Genomic DNA, 17,611 nt, shown 5'->3' on the forward strand with positions numbered 1-17,611 from the left:
GTTTCTTAAATTTTTTGGCATACGTATTTTAATGGAACCGAATTTTTTTCTGAATGCCACATTCATCGGAATCATCCAATACCCGTCCTCATCCACTTTTGGAACTTGATAGATTTCAATAATTCGTTTGTCAGTGGAACGAGAATAATTTGGAAACTTCGGACGACCTGTGAACTTCTCAGGATTTTTCTTCCACTGTTCCAACGCTTTAAAAAAGCTTTTCACTTCTGTAAATAAGACTCTACGAATGGCTTGAACAGAGTTTGATTGAACACCCCAGTAGTTCATATCAGCCTGCATGGCATTGTCCACTTCTTTTACAGTAGCCATTTTCTTATAGGTCAAATAACTTTGTTTAATGGTGTACAATCCAACATTTCGTAACGCTTTTGAACTATGGGACATGCGCTGAAGTAAACGAAATTCTTTAGCTGTGAGGCAAGCTCGTCCGATATGCTGTTTTTGCGTGAATCGTTGCATGGTTTCTCTTTTCTTTTGTTTCCGTAATACTTTTACTGCTTTCTTTCTAGCCATTGTTTTCACCACCTTTCTTAGAGCATTCATTAAAATTATTTTTGACAAATCCATATCGGGAACAAAATGGAACAGAATGCGAACATGTTCTTCATCGTAATTCTTTTTGGCTCAAGTAGCCGAATGATGATCATTATTCAATTTCGTTGTCTTACAATCTATTCCCTCCTTATATAGGGCAGATTATATCGTAAGACAAAAGAAACAAAATTGTTTCGTCTACCTGCTGACGGCAATTCATCTCCACCTGAATTGTTGGGCTTCACCCGTAACACAAATCAGATGGATTCTTCTTGCCGAAAAGGATAAACGTAATAATTCTTCTTGCAATTGCAACCATTTCATTTGTGCATCTGGCGAGTAAAAAGCTTTTTTGCCTGCAGCTAACACAGCAAGTGGAATATTTCTCATTGACTGACAATGTTTATCTACTTCACCTAGACTAAACATAAACTCTTCATAAGAACTTTCATATACAAACTGTTTATAGTAAGCTTCTTGAAATTCTAGTGCCATGATTGGTAAAAAATCTTCTTTATAATTTTCCGGTGTCGAATCGACCAAAACTATTCCCGACATATCTTCGGGATAAAAATCCGCAAATAAACGTGCATTTATACCACCAAAAGAATGTCCTACAAAAATATAAGGTGGTTTCAATTGTAATTGCTCTAAACAACTTCTCAAATCTTTTACCATTTCAGAACTAATACGTCGCTTGGAACTCTTCTCACTTTTCCCCATTCCCGCTCGATCATATGTGAGTACCGTCCCATATTCCGTCAATTCTTCAGCAATAAGGTCCCATGCCTTTGAATAATCGCCATAACCTGATTCCATTATAATAACAGGCTGCAACTTCTTTCCTTGGAATATTTTCGTATATATTTTAAAGTCATCAACTTGCACATATTCTTCCATACATTTAATCATTGACGATCACTTCTCTCACATTAAGACAATCTACAATTTGATCAATTATTTCACCGACAGATAAAGATCCATCCAAAACAATATCTGAATTTGGCTTTACAGTATGGAGCGCCTCCAAATATGCTTTTCTAGCATATTTTATATAATGCTTTAAATCATTATGTATTTCACTCATTGTATCTTCTTTAAAATCTCGCAAAATTCTTCTAGCCATCGCAATATCTAAAGGTGTGTCTATAAATATAGTTACATCAATGAGTTCTCCCATTTCTTTATTTAAGTATGCAAAAGGATAATCTACAATAATATAGTCCACATTACTATCTCGTATAAGATGCTGAATATCATGAACTAATGGTGTAAGTAGCCATTCATCATAATTCGCTCCATCATCAATCCATTCACAAATATCAGCAGGGCAGTGATCAAATTTATAACTATCAAAATATAGAGCTTTTGAATTCGTTAACTCATGTGTTAATCTTTCTGTAATTGTAGTTTTCCCTCCCCCTGAAACGGCTCCAATTGAAATTACTTTAGTTTTTTTCATGATTTACCCCAAACCCCTTTGTTAACATAATATAATTATAAAAAACTTCATTTCTTATTGTTCCATTCATATTCTAACATACTCATTTCCCATAAATTCCAATACGTATCTCCTACTTTTTTTGACTCTCTTAATAAACCTTCTTTTATAAACCCTATTTTTTCATAACATGAAATAGCTGTCGTATTAAAATCATAAACACCAAGAGTAACTCTATGTAGTTTCAATTCTTCAAAAGCAATATGGAGTACTGCTTTCATCATTTGTTTTCCTATAGAACGTCCTCTCATTTTCATATCACCAACTAATACTTTTCCAATTCTAGTAGACTTATTTATATTGTCGATTTGTCCAAGCGAAATATGACCAATAACATCTGAACTCCCTTCATCTATTACTTTGTAAGCAAGTGTATTTGCACTTTCGATATATTTATCTAATTGCTGTTCATTTAGAGGGTATGTAAATGCATTTCCCGACCATTGTATTAAAAATTCCTCGGAATGGATCCAATTTATTAATTGTTCGAAATCAGATCTTTTAAAAGGCTCTAATTTAATCACTCTCATTCTCCTTTCGTATATCTTTCTTTATAGCCTTAAACTTATTTCTATATAAAGAATATATTCTCCTTTTATACAAAATTAAAGTAAAGCCATTCATAAGAATGGCTTTACAAAAACACAGCATAATTATGCCACGTTTCCTATGTCAACAATGGTTCAATCGCTTCAATTTTACAAACTGATATAATTACTGTAACAACTCCAGCACTATTAGCAAGCTTTACAACATCACAAGTGACTACAGAAACTGTTCCTGCATAATTATTACTTCCTGTAGTAATGCGTACTGCTCTGTTTACTAATTTTTTAAGCTCATCTCTAATTCCTTGCACACAGCAACAATCACATTTTTTATTCTGCTCTTCTTGTTCTTTTTTACACTCTTCAAAAGCGTCCCAACAATCATCATGTTTACACGTACATTTTTTTCTACAATTATTAAATCGAGAACCCAAATCCTCACCCCCTAATCATTTCTATTAATAAAGTATGTCCACTAGCTTAAAAGTGTACGAGGCAAAAACATAGATAGCAAAAAACAAACTTTTGTACCAAATCCTTTTATTTACTTAAAAACAAATTCATTGCCGTATCTACCTCTAATTTAAATCCTGGAGATATCTGCAATTTTAAAAAATCCCTCCTTTAATAATTGTGATCCTATTTAAAAATATAAAACTGGCCTCCAATAATTAGATGCCAGTTTATACCTGTAGAAATTTGTAATTTAAAGCTAATTTTTTGATAAGGCCTATCAATTTTCTATTTAAATCTACTTCAAAACTTTCTTTCTATCGAAATGAATTAAATATTTTATCTATTTATTGCGAGTTTTCCGCATATACCGTTTCAAAAGTTATCCCATTTACATTTACTATTATTAATAAGTAGCATAGGAGGTGCAAATAGAATGTCTTGTATTGTTACAGGTTTGACACAGCCCCTTTGTTTAACACTTGTTTATAATGTTTCATCGGGTATACTAATATCTTCTACTGTGGATTGCGGAAGTTGTTCTCTATCAACTGAATTCGATTATACTAGTAAGAATCTAGTTATAAGAGTACCATTTACTGGTGAAGGTACTCTTATATTCAATGACAAATTCCAGGCAAGTTGCGTTACAACGAATTTAACACAACCTTAATCTAAGTAATTTGTTAGGGGAAAATAGAATTATAACTTCTAATTCCCCTCTCTCCCTCCAAAATTAACAAACAACACCTACATTTGGTTTTCATTTTAAATTTATAATTTAATCTCTTCTTTCCTTACAAAAAGCAAGTCTGTTACATTTCCTATTATATAGAAAAGGAGGTCAAAATACTTTGCCTTGTGTCTTACCAGGATTAACTCGGCCGGTTTGTTTAACCATTGTCTATAATATTTTATCTGGCACACTTATATCTTCTTCAGTTCATTGCGGCGAATGCAATCAAGAAACTGGATTTGATTATGTGAGTAAGAATCTAACAATTGTAATGCCTTTTACCGTTGAAGGCGCACTTACATTTAATGATAAGTTTTTAGCAAGTTGTATTACAACGAACATAACTCAACCTTAATTTACACTAGAATTTTTTTAAAAAGCGAAATGCACTTTCTATTTTCAAATTCAAAACATACAAATTACCTTTATATTTAGATTAGAGTAAAAAAGTATCATTGTTTACTTCCACCTTCTATTTCCTCACTTTTTTATTTCAAAACTTTCTCCCTTCTTGTTTTCATTTTCTACTTGGCTTTTATTTTTTTATACAAAAAAATGAGCCCTAATGAAATAGAGCTCATACCTAGTTTTATAATTTACTAGACTGTAATCCCTGAATAAACGGAACTACTTCAGGATTTACAAGTGACGATAAATCTCCTAATTCTTTTCCTAAGTAAGCAGCTTTAATGACGCGTCGCATTACTTTAGAATTACGTGTTTTCGGTAAATCTTCTACAACGTGAATATCTTTTGGACATAATGCCTTTCCAATATGAGAGTTTACTAAACTCATTAACTCTTTCTTTAATTCTTCTGTGAATGTTACACCGTCCCTTACTACTACAAAACAATGACATACCTCACCTTTTACATCATCAGGTACACCAATTGCAGCAGCTTCTATTACATCATTATGTTTCACAAGAATAGATTCATATTCAGCAGGACCAATACGTTTACCTGCAATATTTAACGTATCATCTGAACGTCCTGTAATGATGTATTGTTCACCGTCGTAAATAACCCAGTCTCCATGGACCCATTTATTTTCAAAACGTGACCAATATGTGTTCACGTAACGTTCATCGTCTTCCCAGAAACTTTTCGTCATACCAACCCAAGGTTTCTCTAAACATAATTCTCCAACTTCATCACGAATTGGATTACCTTGATCATCGAGCACAACCGCTGCCATTCCTGGTAAAGCAGCGTTAAAGCTAATCGGTGCAATTGGTTTAATAAGGACGTTTCCAAAAATCCCACCAGAAATTTCAGTTCCGCCTGAATAGTTACAAATTGGTACATTACTTTTTCCAACTGTTTCAAATAGCCACATCCAAGGGTCTGGATTCCAAGGTTCACCTGTTGAGGCGAATACTTCTAAACTCTTAAGCGAATGTTTCTTTACATACTCATCACCTTTTGCCATTAACGCACGAATTAATGTTGGTGATATACCGAGATGTGTAATTTCATATTTATCAACTGTTTCCCATAGGCGATCTGCTTCTGGGAAATCTGGAACACCTTCATACATAACCATCGTTGCTCCATTTATTAAAGAACCAAATAATAAAAATGGCCCCATCATCCAGCCCATATCAGTTACCCATAATACACGGTCACCTTGTTTTATATTCATTCCAAACCCAGCATCAAATGCAGACTTTAGCGGGAAACCAGCATGCGTATGTACTGTTCCTTTCGGTTTACCAGTCGTTCCTGATGTATAAATGAGCATCAATGGATCGTCGCTTTTCATTTCTTCAGCATGTACAAATGGTTTTTCTTTTTCTAACGTACTCCATGAGAAGTCATAGCTGTGCGGAGTAAAATCATTTCCTGCATGACGTACGATAACAACTTTTTCAACCGTTGGGCAATGTTCACATGCTTTATCCACTTCATCTTTTAAAGAAACAATTTTCCCGCGTCGTGAAAATCCATCTGCGGTAATTATCATTTTTGAACCAGCTGCTTGTACACGTGTCATTACTGCATCCGAAGCAAATCCTGAGAATATTGGTGAAATAATTGCTCCAATTTTCATAACAGCTAGCATCGCAACAACTGTTTCTGGAATCATCGGCATATAAATTGTTACACGGTCACCTTTTTCAATACCCGCATGTTTCAATCCGTTTGCAACACAGCTTACCCAGCTGTCAAGTTCTTCATATGTAAATGATTTTGAAGTTCCATTTTCCCCTTCATACTGAAGTGCTGGTTGTTTTCTTGTTTCGTCATCTGCAAGCCAGCGTGATAAAACTGATTCTACAACGTTACATGTTCCGCCATTATACCACTGTGCAAACGGCGTACCATTTTCTAAGTCTAACACTTCTGTATAAGGTTTCATCCATTGATAGCCAACCGCTTTCTCAGCTTCTCCCCAAAACCAAGCTGTTTCTTCAATAGATTTATTATAAAACGTTTCATAATCTTCATAGCCCAATGATTTCATCCAACCATATAAACGCGTTTTTTCTTTATACTCTTCTGCTGGAAACCAAACTGCTTGTTTCAATGTTTTCCCCTCCTTAACTTTTTGAGAAAGAAAGCCCTAAATAGGGCTTTTAAACTGGATAAACAGGATGTTTACGATCCGTAAATACTTGATATTTACTCATATACATTTCGAATCGTCCTTTTAACTCTTCTCGTAAATTGTTTGGATGAACAATACCATCAATGACCATTTCTGATGCTAAGTGGTAAATATCAATATCTTTCTTATACTCTTCACGTTTTTCAGCAATGAAGCTATCACGCTCTTCTTCTGGTAAAGCCGCAATCTTATTTGCATATACAGCATTGACTGCAGCTTCTGGACCCATTACCGCAATAGAGGCTGTCGGTAATGCCAGGCAGCAATCTGGTTCAAATGCTGGACCTGCCATCGCATATAAACCAGCACCATATGCTTTACGAACAACGATAGAAATTTTCGGTACAGTTGCTTCACTCATTGCAGAAATCATTTTTGCACCGTGGCGAATAATACCAGCACGCTCTACTTTCGTACCAATCATAAATCCAGGTACATCTGCAAGGAATAATAATGGAATATGATATGCATCACATAAATTAATAAACTTCGCTGCTTTATCAGCTGAATCGTGGAATAATACGCCGCCTTTCATCCGCGGTTGATTTGCAATAATACCAACTGGCTTACCATCAATACGTGCTAAACCTGTAATTAGTTCTTGAGCAAATAATTTTTTCACTTCATAGAAAGAGCCTTCATCAATAACTCTATTAATGAGATCTTTCATATTGAAAGGAGCATTTTGATTTTCTGGAATGATTTGTTCTAACGTTTTATCGAATTGTTTCGGTTCTTGAGGTGTAACCAATGGAGTCTTTTCTAAGTAGTTGTTTGGAAAATATGAAATGTATTGTCTTGCTTGTGTAATCGCATCTTCTTCTGTTTTACATAAAACATCTCCGCATCCTGATACAGAGCAATGCATACGAGCTCCGCCCATTTCTTCTAAAGTTACCTTCTCACCGATAACCATCTCAGCCATACGAGGAGATCCTAAATACATAGATGCATTTCCTTCCACCATCATAACAACGTCACAAAAGGCTGGAATATATGCGCCACCAGCTGCAGAAGGTCCAAATAATAAGCATACTTGAGGAACTTTACCTGATAATTTCACTTGATTATAGAAGATTCTTCCTGCACCGCGGCGCCCTGGGAACATTTCAACTTGATCAGTAATACGCGCTCCAGCAGAGTCAACTAAATAAAATAACGGAACACGTAATTTTTCTGCCGTTTCTTGAATACGTAAAATCTTTTCAACTGTACGCGCGCCCCATGATCCTGCTTTTACAGTTGAATCATTTGCCATCACGCATGCAGTACGACCATGTATTTTACCCGTTGCCGTTATAACACCATCCGCTGGTAATCCTGTTTGTTCACAATTTGCAAATAATGCATCTTCTACATATTCACCATTATCAAATAAAAGCGCTAAACGATCTCGAACGAATAATTTACCTTTTGCTTTGTTTTGATCATGATATTTTGGTGCTCCGCCTTGTTTAATTGTTTCAACTCGTTCTTCAAATGAATTAGATTGTTGTTTTTGGTCTAACATATTTACTCCCCCTTATACATTGGTTTGCGTTTTTCCTTGAATGCCTGTAATCCTTCTAATCTATCTTTCGTATGGATTACGCCCTCATACGCTTGTTTTTCCATTTGTAATCCGGTATGTAAATCTACTTGAATACCATTTGAAATTGCTTCTTTTGCTAACCGAACCGCAATAGGACCATTACTAGCAATACGCTCTGCAATTTCAATTGCTTTTTCTTCTAATCTTTCAGCCGGTACAACGTATTCTACTAAACCATATTCTTTCGCTTCTTGAGATGAAATACGTCTTCCTGTATAAATTAGTTCTTTCGCTCTACCTACGCCGATTAATCTCGGTAAGCGCTGCGTACCACCTGCTCCAGGTATTATAGCAAGCGTAGTTTCAGTAAGACCAAGACTTGCATTGTCAGCCGCAATTCTGAAATCACAAGCTAAACTTAATTCTGTACCCCCACCAAGAGCGATTCCATTTATAGCCGCAATTACTGGTTGTGGTAATTGTTCTACCATTTCCATAGTAGAGCGAATCATACGAACAGCATTTCTAACTTGTTCTTCATTCATATTGGCACGTTCTTTTAGGTCTGCACCAGCGCAAAACGCTTTTTCGCCAGCTCCTGTTAGAATAACTACACGTGTATTTGACTCTTCACTAATTTGCGTTAATATAGTTTGTAATTCTTCTAATAACGCTAAAGATAATGAGTTTGCTTGTCTTTCACGATTTAACGAAATTTTTACAACGTGAGGTGTTACATAATCAACTGAAATGTTTTGTAATTGTAGCATCTTCTCACCTACTTATCGTTTTATGTTGAAGCGCTCTATATACATGACTTGGTAATTGGATATTTAATTTACTTTGAATAAATTGACTAGCTCTCAATAACTTTTCTTCATCTATATTTGTTTGGACACCTAACTTATGGAGCATATGTACTAGGTCATCAGTAGCAACATTCCCCGATGCTCCCGGTGCATAAGGACATCCTCCAAGTCCACCACAAGAACTATCAAACGTTGTAATACCATATTCTAACGACTTAACTACATTTGCTAAAGCCATACCGTACGTATTATGAAAATGCATTGCAAACTGCGAAGCATCATATTTCTTTAATAAATACTCTAATACTCCCTCTACTTGTAAAGGATTCGCTACACCGATCGTATCACCAAGAGATACTTCATAAATGCCGTATGAAAATAGTTGATTACATAATTCGTCAACTGCTGCGACACTTATATCCCCTTCATAAGGACATCCAAATACAGTAGAAACATAGCCTCTTACCTTTTTCCCTTCGAATAATGCCTGTTTTGTTATATCTTCAATTACAACTAATGCTTCTTTAATTGATTTATTAATATTACTTTTATTATGAGATTCACTTGCTGATAAAAAAACATTCACCTCATCTACATTTTGCAAAAAAGCTCGTTCCAAACCATTTTGATTTGGAACAAGCGCTGCATATGTAACATTCGGATCCCTTTTCAGCTCAGAAAACACATCATTTGCATCTGCTAATGCAGGGACCCACTTAGGGTGAACGAATGAGGAAACTTCAACGTACGATAATCCAGCCTCTGTAAGTAGTTGAATCCATTTTACTTTATCTTTTGTGCCAACAATCTTTTTTTCATTTTGTAAGCCATCACGTGGCCCGACTTCTTTAATGACAGCAAAATTAGGTAGTTTCAATTCGCTTCCCCCCTATATCTCCCTATTCAATTTCTAGTAATACATCTCCTTCATTTACAAAATCGCCTTCTTGCACATTAATTTTCATAACTGTGCCAGCTTCTTCTGAAACGATTGGAATTTCCATTTTCATAGATTCCAAAATGACGACATCCTGCTCTTCCTCTACTGTATCTCCTACTCCTACAACAATCTTCCAAACGTTTCCTGCCATCGATGCATATACTTTCGTCATCATTTCTTCCCCCTTAGTATTGTTAAATCTTATTTTTTAACAAGTTGTTTCGTTACAAAACCTGTTGTATAAATGCCCTCTTTGAACACTTCGTCTTCTAATACTTGCAATAGCATTGGCGTGTTCGTTTTAATACCTTCTACTTTTAATTCTTCTAAAGCATCATGTAATTTCGAAATTGCTTCTTCACGAGTCTCACCATGAGCAATAACCTTTGCAATCATTGGATCATAGAAAGGTGTAATTGTTACATGATTCTCTAAGAAGTGATCGATACGTACATTTGACGGTAATGTTAAAGCTGTAATTTTCCCAGGTGATGGGAAGAATGTTTTTGGATCTTCTGCATAAATACGAGCTTCAATGGCATGACCAGTACGCTTTACATCATCCTGTGTAAATGATAACTTTTCACCACTTGCAATAAGAAGCTGTTGTTCTACAAGGTCTAATCCAGTAATTTCTTCCGTAACTGGATGTTCTACTTGTAATCGCGTATTCATTTCTAAGAAATAGAAGTTCTTTTGATCATCTACAAGAAACTCAACTGTACCTGCATTTGTATAACCAAGTGCTTTAGCAGCTTGTACAGCAATTTCTCCCATTGCCTTTCGTGTACCTTCATCTAAAAATGGTGAAGGTGCTTCTTCAATTACTTTTTGATTGCGGCGCTGCACGGAGCATTCACGCTCCCATAAATACACAGTGTTACCATGCGTGTCTGCTAAAAGCTGAATTTCAATATGGTGTGCATCTGCTATATAGCGCTCTAAATACATTTCTCCGTTACCGAAGAAGTTTTGTGCTCTTGTTTTGTTACTTTCAAACGCTTTGGTGAGCGTTTGCTCAGTTTCCATCAACTGCATTCCAATGCCTCCGCCGCCTGCGGATGCCTTAAGCATTAATGGATAACCAATTTGTTTTGCAATTTCTATTGCTTCTTCAGCAGTTTCAATATTTGTAGTAATTCCTGGAACTACTGGTACATCTGCTGCTTGCATTGCTAAACGTGACTCAATTTTACTTCCCATCTTCGTAATGATTTCTTCTGAAGGACCGATAAATACGATGCCCTCTTCTTTACAGCGAATTGGAAAAGATGGATTCTCTGATAATAATCCGTATCCCGGATGGATTGCTTCAGCATTTGTCTTCTTAGCTATTTCTATAATTTTTTCAAGGTTTAAATAGCTTTCTTGTACACGAGGTCCACCTACTAAGTAAGCTTCATTTGCCATTTTTACATGTAGGGCATTTTCATCTGCCTCAGAATAAATAGCAATGGTACGAATGCCAAGTTTTTGACAAGTTTTCATAATACGAACAGCGATTTCCCCGCGATTCGCAATTAATATTTTTTGAAACATAGTGATTCCTCCCTTTTATCTACATCCTAAGTGTCTTGCAATTACGAGACGTTGAATTTCAGAAGTTCCTTCACCAATTTCTAATAGTTTTGCATCACGAATATGTCGCTCCACTTCATACTCACGCATATAGCCATACCCACCATGAATTTGTACTGCTTGATTCGCAATGCGACTTGCTGCTTCAGATGCAAATAGTTTTGCCATTGCCGCTTCTTTACCGAAAGGTTTATCATTATCTTTTAACCAAGCTGCTTTATGTACTAAATTACGCGCTAGCTCTACTTCAGTCGCCATATCAGCTAATTTAAATTGAATCGCTTGGAAATTAGAAATTGTTTTTCCAAATTGCTGACGTTCTTTCGCATATTGCAGAGCACGTTCAAATGCAGATTGTGCAATACCTACAGCTAATGCAGCAATTGAAATACGTCCACCATCAAGTGTATATAAGAATTGTTTAAATCCTTTATTTACATCACCAAGAATATTTTCTTTCGGTACACGAACACCATCAAGTACGATTTCACAAGTATTAGAAGCGCGAACACCCATCTTATCGTAAGGACTAGAGATCGTTAATCCTTCACTAGTAGTTGGTACGATAAATGCCGAAATGCGTTTTCTACCATTATCTTCAACACCATTGATAGCGGTTACAATAATCGTATTTGCATACTCTGCATTTGTAATCCAACACTTTTCACCACTAATTACATATTCATCGCCATCTAAAATCGCTTTCGTTTGTGTGCCCCCTGCATCAGATCCTGCATTTGGCTCCGTTAATCCGAAAGCACCTAATGTTTTACCTGACGCCATTGGAACTAAATACTTTTGTTTTTGTTCTTCTGTACCGAAATAATAAATTGGAGAAGCACCTAATGAAATTGTTGCAGCATAGCTTAAGCCTGTACCACCACAAGCGCGTCCAATTTCTTCAACTGCTAACGCGTACGATACTGTATCGCCACCTGAACCTCCATACTCTTCTGGGAATGGGATGCCTAATAATCCTAGTTCGCCCATTTTTTGAAATGTTTCATATGGAAACTCTGCAGTTTTGTCATAATACACAGCTTTCGGTGCGATTTCCTTTTCAGCAAAGTCACGTACCATTTCTTTAATCATTTGTTTTTCGCGAGTTAGAGTAAATTCCATTCCGCTACACACCCCTTATCGAATATTGAGTTTCGACAGCGTGCGAGTTTCTACTACAAACATTGCTACTTAAAAGACAAGAATATTAGTTAGATAATTGTTATAATTCTGTCATAACTTAATTTTAAAACAGATTCTGTACTAATGCACAAAAAAATTCCTACATTGTTCTACAACAACATAGGAGTTTTTGTGTCGAATTATGTAATTTATTGTTTAATAATCTCTACCTTTTCCCGAATCGGAAATCTCTACTAAAGCTTCAGGGTATGGTTCGAAGTATGTTTGTCTTAATAAATACTTTTCATCAAATCGAAGGGCCCATGATTTTAAAATTGCAAGTAAGCTACTAAGTGGGACTTTCTTTTCTATATACTTTTGTATCAAATCGAAAAAATGATCTTTTTCTTGTTTTTTCAGCTTCGTTTTAAAATATCCAAAAATATGCTCACATACATTTACATTCGATGTATAGCGGGGTGTGCGTATAAACAATTCATATAAACTCTTCTCATACTTATCAAATACCGCTTCAATCTTTTCATTTTTGTGATTTGCAATAATACGCCCTAATTCCTTTTGTTTTACCTGATTATATGCCATAAATAAATATTTATTATCTGACTGAAACGATACGAGGTCTTTCATATTTTTATTATGTTTAATCATTTTGTAATATGCGATTGTAAATAATCTTGTAAAGAAATGTTCTCTAATAATAAAATTCGACAATCTACCTTCTTCTTCAATTGGAAGATGCGAAAAATTTTTTAGTACCGCTCCGCCAAATAAACCAGATCCCTTTCCTTTTGCTGGTGCTTTTTCAAAACCAGCATAAATTTTCACATCACGCGTACCACAACTTGGCGAGCGATTCTTTAAAATAAAACCATCCACATCGGATATCGTTTGTAAAAAGTCCTTTGAAAATTTCTCCATTTTTCCAGTTACATCTTTACGCGTCGATGGTTGTACAAGTCTATTTACACCATTTTCCTCTACTATTCGTATCGTTTCGCGAGGAATTCCTAAACCAATTTCTACCTCTGGACAAACTGGGATAAATGTAACAAACGGCTGCAAATTTCGTATTGTTACATCTGGAATCATCTCTGCATTATAACGACACGCATCAAATTCTAAACATTTACTTACAACAATTTTCGGTTTAGCAAATTGGCGCATCACATTACCTCCGTGGCGTTAATCCATACAAAATAAATTGAATCGTATTTTCAATTTCCACTTCATCATCCCATTTTTCTTCAGGCAATAACAAAAATCGGGTTAAGAGTAATCCTAATACCGCCGATAAAGTAAGGCGTAATACGGAAGATGGTGGCATCTCAATAATTTCACCTTTTTCTTGAAACTTTACAATTAACTTTTTAAAATGTGAAAAGAGTTCTGTTTCTATTAATTGTTGTATTTCACTTTTTAACTCTGGCTGAAATGGTACTTCTTGAATTAATATTTTTATCATTGGAAAATGCTTTTTCGCAAATTCAAATCGATTATGAATTACAACTTTTAAAAGTCCTTCATACGATTCATACTCTGATTTAAATATTTCTTTTGCAAAGGCTTGTACGAAAAATGGTGCTGCAAACTTTGTTAAAGTTGGCATGACGACCGCTAACAATAAATCTTTTTTCGTTTTATAGTAGCGGAAGATCGTCCCTTCCGCTACACCAGCACGCTTTGCAATTTCGCTTGTTGAAGTTGAAGCATATCCTTTTTCTCCAAACATATCAACGGCTGCTTCTAAAATACGCATTTGACGTTCATTTCGTTTATCTGTATTTGTTGCAGCAACTAGTTCTTCAAGCCAATCTTTCTCCATTTATATAACTCCTTTTTTCATCATTATATTTTGCGATGTTTCTTTAATGCCAATACATTTCCTACTGCAAATAATAGAGAAAAAAGTAGTAATACAGTTAAATCTAGTGCAATCTCTGTAAATCCTTGATTTCGAATCATCACTTGTCTCATTGCGTCAGCGCCATATGTGAGTGGAAATAATTTCCCTAACATTTGGAGCCACTTATTCATAGATTCAATTGGAAATAACCCAGAAAAGAAAATTTGTGGCACAATGACCAGCGGTATAAACTGGATCATTTGAAATTCATTATTTGCGTATGCTGATAAAAACGTTCCTAATGTTAGTGCAGTTAGTGATAACATACATGTAATAAGGAGCGTTAGCCATATGGAACCAGCTACATACAAGTCTAAAATATAGACAGAGAAACTTACGATAATAATAGATTGTATAAATGCAAAGATTCCAAAACCAATAATATATCCTGCAACTATTTCCCATCTTCTTACCGGAGTAGACAATAATCTTTCTAATGTACCACTCAAACGTTCTCTTACGAAAGAAACCCCTGACAAAATGAATACAAAGAAAAATGTAAAGAAACCGATCAATACAGGTCCGAGCCCATCAAACATCGTAAAGTCTTTAGATCCATGTAAATAATTTACTTCTGGCTTCATAACTGACACATCATTCTTTTCTGCACTCTTTTGCAATACTTGAAGTACAGCACGATTTTTGGATGAATCACTGCCTTCTAATAATAGTTTCATTTTTCCATTTTCTAAGTGTATCACTGCATCCACTTTTTGTTTTTCTAATTCAGAATATGCCTTTTCTGTTTCATATTCATAAATTGATACTTCTTGATTTTTCATTGCTTTTACTATTGGAGCTGGTACATCCACTACAGCGATATGTGGTATATAATCTTTTTGTGTAAATACGAGAGATAATAACCAAAGTAATAACATTGGTGCCCCAAACATCATGGCTAACGAACGCTTATCTCGAAAAAATTGGCGAATAATACGAATGATTACACCTGTAACTCTCATGATTGAGCCACCTCTTCCAACAAAAAGACATCTTCAATTCGTCCTGATGATACACGTTTTTTCAATTCTTCAGGTGTTCCAACCGCAACTAAGTTCCCTTCTCTAATCAACCCTAGTCGTTCACAAAATTCAGCTTCATCCATAATGTGCGTCGTCACAATAATTGTTGTACCTTTCTTCTTAAGATCATAAAACTTTTCCCAAATCGTTTTTCTAAGAAGCGGATCTATCCCCACTGTTGGCTCATCTAAAATTAATATTTCTGGTTCATGAAGGAGTGCTATCGCTAATGATAAACGCTTTTTCATGCCACCTGAAAAATGTTGTACTTGTTTTTTCAAATGCTCTGATAATTGTACAAGCTCAAAAACTTCATTAATCCGCTCTTTCTTACGCTTACCTTTTAAACCATACATTGTTGCAATAAAATCTGCATTTTCATATGCTGACAGTTCTTCGTATAATGCATCAGCTTGTGCCATATAACCAATTCTTTTCATCTCACTTAACTTTGGCATGTTTGTATTGAAAACCAGTACCTCGCCTTTGGTTGCCTCATTAATACCTGCAATCATTTTTATTAGCGTCGTTTTACCTGAACCGGAAGGGCCAACCAAACCAAAAATCTCTGCTTTTTCTACTTGCAACGAAATGTTATGCAGAACTTCTTTTTTCCCAAAACTTTTGGATACATCTTGCAAAATAATTGAAGATTGTTGCATTCAAAATCCCCCTTTTTAACGAAATGAGTGAGTACTCACTTTTATTTTATTCTTGCGTAATTATATGTCAAACTTTATTGATTAATATTCATTTTCAATCAACAATTTTAAACAATGAAACAGAGTCGACATTAGAATATCTTTTCTTAAAGTCGACTCTGTTTCATTTAAACTATATATTTTTCTTTATGTTTTTAAATTCATATACTTCCTAATTCTAGCAACGTCTAAAGAATATTCGATAACTAATTGCTGTAACGGTAAAATCACTGTGTCGGGATATAAATGTGCATATTGTAATGTTTCCGCATATTTTTCTAACCTTTTTTCTAAATACTTTATTATTTGATCAGGATGACTTACTAATAAACATTTACAATAATAATGTATTTGTTCCTCAATCGCCGTATACTCTTCAATTTCATATTCTTTGTGCATGTGTACACCCCTTTAAGTTTTTTACATAGATTACTTATCACACTTTTCACTCGACTAATTTTTAAGTTTTTTGATTATTTACACTATAACAAATTCTTCAGGTCAAATTTTGTTACTTTATGTAACGTAGAAAATTTTTAACAAAATTGTAATGTTAACTTGTACAAAATATAAAAGCACCTTCTCCTTTTTCACATAAAAAGTCGTACAGTTCAATTTAACTGTACGACTACAAGTTCCGGCCTATTAAAGATTCTTTGCGGAATAATACTATTTCCTAATCCTCGACTAACTATCATTGCTGTATTTTGTTCTTCATGTCAACTACCCCCACTGAGATAAAACGTTTCAGTGGGGGCTTGAGTTAGAATGCTAGGTCTTTTCGTCTATTACTAGACTGTTTGACGCTCTAGCATTCATGCCACCTTATGGTAACACCCCAAGTATGTTTTTGGTTGGTACTGGCAACGAACGTTCGTTTCCCCACTTGCACCACCCTTCCGAAAAAGAGCAATTCTTCCTTGCAGAAGAAACCACCACTCAGATGAATCCGGCGTGTGCTACAAGCCCCGACAAGTCGAGTACACATGGATGGTTGACGCACCCACCAAGCTATGCGCGAAGCAACAGCCTTACGTTTTTGCACTTCTAATAGAATCGGCGTTTTCACTTTAAGATTGTCATCTAATTCTACAACTCTTGATTTTTGCAATGTATTCAGCGCACCATTAATATCAGCATGGATACATGTTCCTGCTTTACTTTGGTACAGACCACGCGTGATTCGTTTGCCACTAAAGCGATACTGAGTCCTATCATCCTTAGCCCAAACTGGAACCGGATCTTTATCCAGGAAACTAGCCTTTGAAGTATAGCTTTCTTCTTGTTTTAAAAATCGGATACCTTCTTTTACACATTTATTCTCAATTGCTGCCACCAGTTTATGAAATGGGATTTGAACAAACTTTTGATTATTCTTTTTTCCCATATCAGATTTTTGTTTCCAACCAGCGTTATACCCTACGACAATCGTATCTATGTTGCACGCTTTCACTTTTTTGAACAACAGGCCTACAGTTTGTGAAATGTAACCGTTTATTTGTCTTTCGCGTTTATGCCAAAGTGCAGCCATTCTATTCGTTACAATACGTTTTGAAATTCCATTGTCCACATTTTTCTGT

General features: G+C 35.3%; 17 protein-coding genes and 2 pseudogenes. All 19 read right to left on the reverse strand.

From position 1 onward, the window contains the following. Positions 1 to 534 (reverse strand): nuclease/transposase family protein (locus BAQ48_RS17860; RefSeq protein WP_479722831.1); only part of this gene is annotated, 534 nt, incomplete at its 3' end. Positions 535 to 771: 237 nt separating this feature from the next. Continuing rightward, the gene (locus BAQ48_RS17865; protein ID WP_071712193.1) at positions 772 to 1,467 is read right to left on the reverse strand and encodes an alpha/beta fold hydrolase; all 696 of its coding nucleotides are present in this window, start codon (positions 1,465 to 1,467) and stop codon (positions 772 to 774) included. Then, positions 1,460 to 2,020, reverse strand: coding sequence for a nucleoside/nucleotide kinase family protein (locus BAQ48_RS17870; protein ID WP_071712194.1), 561 nt, complete (start codon positions 2,018 to 2,020; stop codon positions 1,460 to 1,462). Before BAQ48_RS17870 ends, BAQ48_RS17865 begins: the two co-directional genes overlap by 8 nt. Positions 2,021 to 2,064: 44 nt before the next feature. Then, the gene (locus tag BAQ48_RS17875; protein WP_084064816.1) at positions 2,065 to 2,586 is read right to left on the reverse strand and encodes a GNAT family N-acetyltransferase; all 522 of its coding nucleotides are present in this window, start codon (positions 2,584 to 2,586) and stop codon (positions 2,065 to 2,067) included. 137 nt (positions 2,587 to 2,723) lie between these two features. Next, positions 2,724 to 3,038 carry an exosporium protein ExsK gene (exsK, locus tag BAQ48_RS17880; protein WP_071712196.1) on the reverse strand — a complete coding sequence of 105 codons (315 nt, stop codon included), beginning with the start codon at positions 3,036 to 3,038 and terminating at the stop codon, positions 2,724 to 2,726. Positions 3,039 to 4,382: 1,344 nt separating this feature from the next. Then, positions 4,383 to 6,323: an AMP-binding protein gene (locus BAQ48_RS17895; protein ID WP_071712198.1), complete on the reverse strand. Its 1,941-nt coding sequence runs from the start codon at positions 6,321 to 6,323 to the stop codon at positions 4,383 to 4,385. A gap of 49 nt (positions 6,324 to 6,372) precedes the next feature. Next, the gene (locus BAQ48_RS17900) at positions 6,373 to 7,914 is read right to left on the reverse strand and encodes an acyl-CoA carboxylase subunit beta (RefSeq protein ID WP_071712199.1); all 1,542 of its coding nucleotides are present in this window, start codon (positions 7,912 to 7,914) and stop codon (positions 6,373 to 6,375) included. A 2-nt stretch (positions 7,915 to 7,916) separates the two neighbouring features. Then, positions 7,917 to 8,705 (reverse strand): enoyl-CoA hydratase, encoded by a 789-nt coding sequence (locus BAQ48_RS17905; protein WP_071712200.1) that lies wholly within the window; start codon positions 8,703 to 8,705, stop codon positions 7,917 to 7,919. 4 nt (positions 8,706 to 8,709) lie between these two features. Beyond that, positions 8,710 to 9,621, reverse strand: coding sequence for a hydroxymethylglutaryl-CoA lyase (gene mvaB, locus BAQ48_RS17910; RefSeq protein ID WP_071712201.1), 912 nt, complete (start codon positions 9,619 to 9,621; stop codon positions 8,710 to 8,712). Positions 9,622 to 9,643: 22 nt separating this feature from the next. Then, positions 9,644 to 9,859: an acetyl-CoA carboxylase biotin carboxyl carrier protein subunit gene (locus tag BAQ48_RS17915; RefSeq protein WP_001985297.1), complete on the reverse strand. Its 216-nt coding sequence runs from the start codon at positions 9,857 to 9,859 to the stop codon at positions 9,644 to 9,646. Between the two features lie 26 nt (positions 9,860 to 9,885). Continuing rightward, complete coding sequence (locus BAQ48_RS17920; RefSeq protein ID WP_071712202.1) at positions 9,886 to 11,223, reverse strand: acetyl-CoA carboxylase biotin carboxylase subunit; 1,338 nt, start codon at positions 11,221 to 11,223, stop codon at positions 9,886 to 9,888. A gap of 15 nt (positions 11,224 to 11,238) precedes the next feature. Continuing rightward, complete coding sequence (locus tag BAQ48_RS17925) at positions 11,239 to 12,384, reverse strand: acyl-CoA dehydrogenase (RefSeq protein WP_000397267.1); 1,146 nt, start codon at positions 12,382 to 12,384, stop codon at positions 11,239 to 11,241. 216 nt (positions 12,385 to 12,600) lie between these two features. Beyond that, entirely contained in the window at positions 12,601 to 13,569 is a 969-nt protein-coding gene (locus BAQ48_RS17930) for a YbgA family protein (protein ID WP_071712203.1), read from the reverse strand. 4 nt (positions 13,570 to 13,573) lie between these two features. After that, the gene (locus BAQ48_RS17935; RefSeq protein ID WP_071712204.1) at positions 13,574 to 14,227 is read right to left on the reverse strand and encodes a TetR/AcrR family transcriptional regulator; all 654 of its coding nucleotides are present in this window, start codon (positions 14,225 to 14,227) and stop codon (positions 13,574 to 13,576) included. Positions 14,228 to 14,250: 23 nt separating this feature from the next. Next, a complete protein-coding gene (locus BAQ48_RS17940; RefSeq protein WP_071712205.1) occupies positions 14,251 to 15,270 on the reverse strand; it encodes an ABC transporter permease in 1,020 nt (339 codons plus the stop codon). Further along, positions 15,267 to 15,992: an ABC transporter ATP-binding protein gene (locus BAQ48_RS17945; protein ID WP_071712206.1), complete on the reverse strand. Its 726-nt coding sequence runs from the start codon at positions 15,990 to 15,992 to the stop codon at positions 15,267 to 15,269. Before BAQ48_RS17945 ends, BAQ48_RS17940 begins: the two co-directional genes overlap by 4 nt. A gap of 186 nt (positions 15,993 to 16,178) precedes the next feature. Further along, positions 16,179 to 16,430 carry a hypothetical protein gene (locus tag BAQ48_RS17950; RefSeq protein WP_000548621.1) on the reverse strand — a complete coding sequence of 84 codons (252 nt, stop codon included), beginning with the start codon at positions 16,428 to 16,430 and terminating at the stop codon, positions 16,179 to 16,181. A gap of 212 nt (positions 16,431 to 16,642) precedes the next feature. Then, a pseudogene (locus tag BAQ48_RS27655) lies at positions 16,643 to 16,750 on the reverse strand (metallophosphoesterase); the annotation flags it as partial. A gap of 290 nt (positions 16,751 to 17,040) precedes the next feature. Further along, positions 17,041 to 17,611: pseudogene (locus BAQ48_RS17955) on the reverse strand (IS200/IS605 family accessory protein TnpB-related protein); the annotation flags it as partial.

The sequence above is a fragment of the Bacillus luti genome, assembly GCF_001884105.1.
In the GTDB taxonomy this organism is placed as follows: Bacteria; Bacillota; Bacilli; order Bacillales; family Bacillaceae_G; genus Bacillus_A; species Bacillus_A luti.

Excerpts from the sequence above, each read along its gene's own strand:
- BAQ48_RS17950 (WP_000548621.1), bottom strand. The coding sequence starts at position 16,430 with ATGCACAAAGAATATGAAATTGAAGAGTATACGGCGATTGAGGAACAA.
- BAQ48_RS17900 (WP_071712199.1), bottom strand. The coding sequence starts at position 7,914 with ATGTTAGACCAAAAACAACAATCTAATTCATTTGAAGAACGAGTTGAA.
- BAQ48_RS17945 (WP_071712206.1), bottom strand. The coding sequence starts at position 15,992 with ATGCAACAATCTTCAATTATTTTGCAAGATGTATCCAAAAGTTTTGGG.
- BAQ48_RS17875 (WP_084064816.1), bottom strand. The coding sequence starts at position 2,586 with ATGAGAGTGATTAAATTAGAGCCTTTTAAAAGATCTGATTTCGAACAA.
- BAQ48_RS17925 (WP_000397267.1), bottom strand. The coding sequence starts at position 12,384 with ATGGAATTTACTCTAACTCGCGAAAAACAAATGATTAAAGAAATGGTA.
- BAQ48_RS17915 (WP_001985297.1), bottom strand. The coding sequence starts at position 9,859 with ATGATGACGAAAGTATATGCATCGATGGCAGGAAACGTTTGGAAGATT.
- BAQ48_RS17920 (WP_071712202.1), bottom strand. The coding sequence starts at position 11,223 with ATGTTTCAAAAAATATTAATTGCGAATCGCGGGGAAATCGCTGTTCGT.
- BAQ48_RS17865 (WP_071712193.1), bottom strand. The coding sequence starts at position 1,467 with ATGATTAAATGTATGGAAGAATATGTGCAAGTTGATGACTTTAAAATA.
- BAQ48_RS17930 (WP_071712203.1), bottom strand. The coding sequence starts at position 13,569 with ATGCGCCAATTTGCTAAACCGAAAATTGTTGTAAGTAAATGTTTAGAA.
- BAQ48_RS17905 (WP_071712200.1), bottom strand. The coding sequence starts at position 8,705 with ATGCTACAATTACAAAACATTTCAGTTGATTATGTAACACCTCACGTT.
- BAQ48_RS17935 (WP_071712204.1), bottom strand. The coding sequence starts at position 14,227 with ATGGAGAAAGATTGGCTTGAAGAACTAGTTGCTGCAACAAATACAGAT.
- BAQ48_RS17940 (WP_071712205.1), bottom strand. The coding sequence starts at position 15,270 with ATGAGAGTTACAGGTGTAATCATTCGTATTATTCGCCAATTTTTTCGA.